Origin of the sequence: Paenibacillus pabuli NBRC 13638 (genome assembly GCF_001514495.1) — a bacterium.
In the GTDB taxonomy this organism is placed as follows: Bacteria; Bacillota; Bacilli; order Paenibacillales; family Paenibacillaceae; genus Paenibacillus; species Paenibacillus pabuli.
Window position 1 is genome coordinate 1 of record NZ_BCNM01000050.1, and the last position, 6,293, is coordinate 6,293.

The 6,293-nt window shown below is 42.2% G+C and carries 7 protein-coding genes and 1 pseudogene; all 8 read right to left on the minus strand.

Annotated features, from left to right (window positions below):
- Positions 1–486: hypothetical protein (locus PPA03S_RS31820; RefSeq protein ID WP_157284485.1), on the minus strand; the 486-nt coding region annotated here is incomplete at its 3' end.
- 346 nt (positions 487–832) lie between these two features.
- A pseudogene (locus PPA03S_RS32110) lies at positions 833–1,226 on the minus strand (SecY-interacting protein Syd).
- An 11-nt stretch (positions 1,227–1,237) separates the two neighbouring features.
- Entirely contained in the window at positions 1,238–1,726 is a 489-nt protein-coding gene (locus tag PPA03S_RS33600) for a hypothetical protein (RefSeq protein ID WP_245683785.1), read from the minus strand.
- Between the two features lie 48 nt (positions 1,727–1,774).
- Positions 1,775–1,963 carry an RHS repeat-associated core domain-containing protein gene (locus PPA03S_RS33605; protein ID WP_174532176.1) on the minus strand — a complete coding sequence of 63 codons (189 nt, stop codon included), beginning with the start codon at positions 1,961–1,963 and terminating at the stop codon, positions 1,775–1,777.
- 340 nt (positions 1,964–2,303) lie between these two features.
- Positions 2,304–2,780, minus strand: a complete 477-nt coding sequence (locus PPA03S_RS31835; RefSeq protein WP_062330032.1) for a hypothetical protein — start codon at positions 2,778–2,780, stop codon at positions 2,304–2,306.
- Between the two features lie 345 nt (positions 2,781–3,125).
- Positions 3,126–3,791: an RHS repeat-associated core domain-containing protein gene (locus PPA03S_RS33780; protein WP_501193435.1), complete on the minus strand. Its 666-nt coding sequence runs from the start codon at positions 3,789–3,791 to the stop codon at positions 3,126–3,128.
- A 270-nt stretch (positions 3,792–4,061) separates the two neighbouring features.
- The gene (locus tag PPA03S_RS31850; protein WP_062330035.1) at positions 4,062–4,565 is read right to left on the minus strand and encodes an SMI1/KNR4 family protein; all 504 of its coding nucleotides are present in this window, start codon (positions 4,563–4,565) and stop codon (positions 4,062–4,064) included.
- Between the two features lie 27 nt (positions 4,566–4,592).
- On the minus strand, positions 4,593–6,293 hold a 1,701-nt coding region (locus tag PPA03S_RS31855; protein WP_281189110.1), incomplete at its 5' end, for an RHS repeat-associated core domain-containing protein.

Consider the following 6,293-nt stretch of genomic DNA (forward strand, 5'->3'; position numbering starts at 1 on the left):
CGTACGGCGCGTCATCCGCCCTTCGCCATCCCGAATTCCTACGACATGCCCTGCGGCATCGTACTCATATTCCTGTCGCAAGACTGAGATACGATCTGGGCCATTGCCCCACACTTGACGCACCTGACCAGCCAACGTATAGCCATACCTCGTTTCGACGCCGTATTCCGTCACGGCTTCCTGCTCTCCATAACGGTTAAAGGCATGCCCCTGAATAATCTCGCCCAACGGATTGCGGATTTCGGTCAGGCGTTTCAGCACGTCATACGTGTATTCCGTTCCTGCCCCATCGTCACGTGCAGCATCGTACAGGCCAGGGGTTACTTTTTTCGCGAGTTTCCCTTCGGCATTGTAGAATAGATGGTTGATTCCGCCGCCCTTGCCTATAAAACGGATCGGCCGATTCCGAACATCGTACGCATACTGTATCCCATGCCCCAGTGTATCCGTTTCTTCTACCACGTTGCCGCATATTACCCTCGGCATCCACCATACCGGTTCTTTTGTTCAGATCGTTATACTCGAATTCAACTGTTCCATAGGTTGTCGTTATTCAATTCACTCCAGTTAGAATGCATCAGATGACTTGAGCGTGACTAGGCATTCTATTGTTGCGAATTTAGAGGATCGTGAAAAATGAAATGCATAAAAAAACAGGTCAATCATGGTAGTATCCCACCATAACCAACCTGCTCAATCTCTTATGGAGTTGAACTATATCTGCTAAATGACAATATCTTCTTGTTATAACCCTTAGATAACTTCCATTGTGACAACCCCTAAACCCAAATCTACTTGTTTTTATAAGTTACCTTATTATCGGAAGTATGGATTACTTTTTCATTTTTAAAGAAGAAATAAACTCGCCTAAGTTATTTGACAATACTGTAAATTCACCTCTTTCAAAATCTTCTAGTTCCACCTTTCCATTGTGATTATTCATAACAACAACCAATCCATTACCTTCTATTCCTATCGGCACATACTCCAATTTGTTTTTATGGTTATTCTTATAACCTTGAAGTTTTTTTTCAAACGATTTCAATTCTATTCCTGGTAAAACTGGCTCGAGACTAACATGACGCCCATCAATAAACCCATCTAAATCAGCAAATCATTGATGCAACTTTCTGGTTATATTCTGTTGTAAATAAAAAATTTACACCTTCATTATAACGCTGCAATCTAAGTTCAAAATAGTTTCTCATCGATACTTGAATTTCCATTAATAAATCACCTATTCTTTTAAAAATTTTTCTAATAACTCAGCATAAGTACTATCATTTCCCCATGCACCTATACCCTTTTCAGCATTGTGTATACCACCCGATCCAGGATGTAGACCTGAAGGTACCGCAACAGCTTGTCCCCCACCACCAACATGATGATGTATTAAAGTATTATTATAAAGATCTTCTACATCATACTGTGTGAAGTAACTTCTAAAAGTTGGATTATTTTTTGGAGAAAACCCTAAATTAATTTTATCAATATTAGATTGATTAAACGCTTGCGGATGTTTATTTAACATTTCATTCCAATAATAGGAATTATCTCGTAACCATCTTTCTGAATTAGTATCCGGTTTTCCTTTTCCTACGTAAGGCATTTCAACCAATAATCTAGGGTCAGCCTGATATATTTCATCTAATTTACTAAGATCAGCATTTCTATAAGTTCTGATAGGATGGTCCGGATTTTTCTCATAATTATCACCCTTATTCACACAAGAAGCCGGGGTTCCTGCTTTGGCATACCCACTCGGGTCTACATATCAAATCGGGTTGTTAGCAACATACGCATAAAGGTTCAGGCCATCTCCGCGGTACGTGTCTTCCTGCGTGAACCGCGCGATCAGCGGGTTATAGAACCGGGCGCGCAGATAGTAATGTCCTGTCAGCGGGTCCTGCATTTCTCCCGCACAACAGAATGGATTCACAGGCTGTTCTCTTGAGGACAGCATGTTACCGAAGATGTCTTAGGATCAGGCGTATCGGGCTTCCAACAGTCGATTGTATTTCCGATTTATTCATACGCATAGCTATTATGGAGTAGCACCGTACCATCTGCTGCGCTGGTTTAACGCGAACCCTCTGACTTTATTCATCCAAATTCGAAAGTAAAAAAAATGAGTCCTGATTGAAATTTAATCAGGACTCAAACCTTTAATAGAGCAGAATGGAAGTCAAAACTGAATACATAAAACTTCACAAAAATGCGCATACATCATATCTGTCATACAAGTGTTTATACAGAAAAACTCGATGGACACTCTTACATGAAACAAAAATTTATGGGTACGTTTAAATTAATTTTAATCTGACTAAAAAGTGATACCACTCGTCATACTCAAACCCAGGAACTAACTCCTCATATCCCTCTCCCAAAATATAATGTATTAAAAAATCATCGAACTGAATAATTTTTTTTGAATCGTTTATTGAAACCTCGTCCATTAAAATTGAGATTTCTCCTGTTAACTTACTTATAACTATAGGTTCATACAGAAGTTGTCCAATTTCAAGCCAGTCATCGCTCTCGCCGATCCATTGATCTAACCGATACTGGTGACTCTCCAATTCCTCATAGGCCCACAAATCTATACTCCCGAATCGTGCACCATTACTTATTTTTAAAAATTCGTAGAATTGAACTAAATTTGCATCAATATCCCCGTAAGTGTCAATGCCTTTATGCATAACCCCGTATATGATGCTACTGTCGTCCTGTTCAAGTTCGTGTCTAATTACTTGGAGTAAGGCATTCAATCTACTATTCATATTTTCAATCCCCCCACTCAATTATTATCCTTATTTTTGTTCCAACTGGTAATTTTCTGATCTGCGGTCTAATTTGTTGGGTGCCTATATGCCAATTAGTATGAGTATCCAAAAATTTTAAATTAGAGGGTACGTCAGGACCGCTTAACTGAAGTTCCCAAACATGATCGGGCTGCATTTGTTTTGTAATCCTATTTATAAGCTTATCAGCGAAGATTTTGTTATTATTCCCATATTGTGCCCAAATCCTTTTTATCATATCTTGCCGATATTGAGTAGTAACAGACCTATCTCTGGATACAGGGTTTTGAGCTTTCACTAGCAGTCCCTGTTCACCTAATAATTTTAATGCTTCCGCCTTTCTCTAAACTCACGTTTAGGAAATTCATTCTTGTACTTTAAAGTAATCCATGCTTCTGTTTCAGAAGATCCCTTCCAAACATTTCCCTTATCCTCACACATATACCCACTCGGGTCTACATATCGGATCGGGTTGTTAGCCACATAGGCATATAAGTTCAGGCCGTCACCACGATACGTATCTTCCTGCGTGAAACGAGCTATCAGCGGGTTATAAAACCGGGCGCGCAGATAGTAATGTCCCGTCAGCGCGTCCTGCACTTCTCCCGCATAACGGAACGGATTGCTACGTTCCTCTCTTGCCGATAGCATGTTCCCGAAGGCATCATACGTGTACGCGTTCAGAATCTGGCCCTGTGGTCCGGTCAGGTGAGTTACATCACCGTGGATATTATTTACATAATAAGCCACATCGCCCTGATCGTCCAGTTGTGTTAGCCATTCATGACCACGGATATATGATGCCTGCACCCGTGCCGCTTCGTCGAGTTCGTTGACGACATGCCAGCCGTCATGTACGAAATGGCGTACAGTTCCGTTCGTATCCAGTCTGCTTCGCAAACCTTCCAGGTCGTAACCGTGCTGTATAACACCGCCATCTGCTTGCTCGACTCGAATGGTACGGTTGAATGCATCATAAGTGTAGGTTATTCGTCTGTCTACAGCATCACCGAATTGAGTTCAGTTCTGAACCACAGATTATAAAACAGGCCTATCCCTAATAGGAATAGACCTTCGACATAATAAAGTGATTGCTTGATCAATTAAAATTTCGAGCACATTTTGCGCTTCATACTACAATCAAGTATCAACTCAATGTACTTTCTGAACGGAAGATATATTAACTATCTCTTCCTATATAAAAATCTAAAGCAGACAAACAACACAAGTGATATTTATAAACCGTACCACGTTACAACTCTATTCATTCGTTAGATTATCATATGCGTCTCCTAATGGTTCAAAATCATCTTCATCCCAAAACCATGTAGTCCCTTGCCCCTTCGTTTCAACAAGATTACTCAGTAATTCTGTAAAGCTATTAGAAATGATCGCACAACTTCCTGCAACAGCATGTGTATCCCAGTGACTATCGTAACATCTTCCTAATCTATCTTTATGAAGATCAATTGTAAGAAAATCTCCATTACGATCATCAGCTATAATGTACCAATTAGAAGAAATATCATATTCGCACAACTCATTAACTATGACCGGGTTTGCCAAAACAAATTTTTCTGGAGAAACAATATCAACTCCAAAATCTTTCCCTTCAAACAGTTTTATCCCTCCACATATTTGATAAAACTCTTTCACATCTTCAGGAAGTATATGGTTCTCACTGAGTCTAGGTAAACCTATAGGAGGAGAAATCATACAATCATCGAATTGTTCAATTTGTTTAACAATTGTTTTTATTTTCATTTATTATTCTCCTTTGTGATTGTATTTTCACCTATAAATTAGATCCCTTATTTGATTTGAAAATTCCATTTTCTGAGTCCTACTCGTTACCCCAGACGAAGGTAAATTGTACAAAAATTGATTCAACGTTCTGTAATATTCTCTACGTGCAGAATCGGGAGTTTTAGAAGCATTAAACATATCTTCAGAAAGTTTTTGAATTTGTTGTGGAGACATCTTAGTCCATTCGATCTTAGCCCCAACTGGTCTACCGTAATTTTCTCTACTCCATTCTCTAAAAATCTCTTTGGTCAGCTTATGGTTGTCTACACTTAAAGCTACTGTAGGAGACACGTTTACAAATGTAGTATATCCCGGTACATTTTGTTTAGCCCATTCATTCATTACACCATGATGATTTTCAAGCCCATATTTCCCAGTTGTCGGTCTATAGGGTACCACATCATACTCTTTAACAACTTTATCTTTTGGATTAGCATACGTTTCACCCTTCACCTCACACATATACCCACTCGGGTCTACATATCGGATCGGGTTGTTGGCGACATACGCATACAGATTCAATCCATCGCCACGGTACGTGTCTTCCTGCGTGAACCGAGCAATCAGCGGGTTATAGAACCGGGCGCGCAGATAGTAATGTCCCGTCAGCGCATCCTGCATTTCTCCCGCATAACGGAACGGATTGACACGTTGCTCTCTTGCAGACAATGTGTTCCCGAAGGCATCATAGGTATACGCGTTCAGGATCTTGCCCTCTTGTCCGGTAAGGTGGGTTACGTCACCGTGAATATTATTTACATAATAAGCCACATCCCCCTGATCGTCCAGTTGTGTTAGCCATTCATGACCGCGTATATAAGATGCCTGCACTCGCTCCGTTTCGTCCAACTCATTGACGACATGCCAGCCGTCATGCACGAAATAGCTTACAGTTCCGTTCGTATCCAGTCTGCTTCGCAAACCTTCCGGGTCGTAACCATGCTGTACAACACCGCCATCTGCTTGCTCGACTCGAATGGTACGGTTGAATGCATCATAAGTGTAGTTTATCGCCCGCTCTCCTTGATGCTCTCGGATCAGGTTTCCATGCGCATCATATTGATAACGGGTGTTGCTCGGGGTTATTGGTTGTTCCCCATTTTCTTTCTGCAATGCTTCCTCAATCAGGCTGAGCAGGCGGTTCCTTGTATCATAGGTATAGCTTGTCCGTTGTCCGTTCCAGACACGAGAAATTCGGTTGCCTGCGGCGTCATAGGCAAGTTGCTCCGTGCCGTATCCGGCATACCTGGCTTCCACCAGCCGATCCAGTGCATCGTATCGATACTCGGCCTGCTCCTGCGTGCCATAACAACCGATCGTATTCCCGCTCCGGTCATAGGCATAGCGGTTGTCCAGCAGGACCGTGCCATCCGCTGCTCGGGTGTGGAGCCGCGATACTTGTCCTTCGGGCGTGTATTCATACGACGTCTGCACGCCGTTGCCGTACAGCATGGACGCGATCCGGTTGCCCGCTGCATAGGTGTACTGAGCCAGATCTTTCTCACCTTGACGAATGGCAATAACCCGCCCCACCGGATCATGCGCGTATTCGACACGCATTCCGCCAGCATCCGTGCGGGCCACCGTTTGGCCTTCTGCATCATACTCGTAGCGCAGCACCTGACGCGAAGTTGTGTCCTTGGTCAGATTACCAATTCGGCTCAGATATTTGGCCGTGAGCAAACC

What these genes read in the sequence shown, in the direction of transcription:
- PPA03S_RS31835 (WP_062330032.1), bottom strand. Translation starts at nt 2,780, where the DNA reads ATGAATAGTAGATTGAATGCCTTACTCCAAGTAATTAGACACGAACTT.
- PPA03S_RS31850 (WP_062330035.1), bottom strand. Translation starts at nt 4,565, where the DNA reads ATGAAAATAAAAACAATTGTTAAACAAATTGAACAATTCGATGATTGT.
- PPA03S_RS33605 (WP_174532176.1), bottom strand. Translation starts at nt 1,963, where the DNA reads ATGCTGTCCTCAAGAGAACAGCCTGTGAATCCATTCTGTTGTGCGGGA.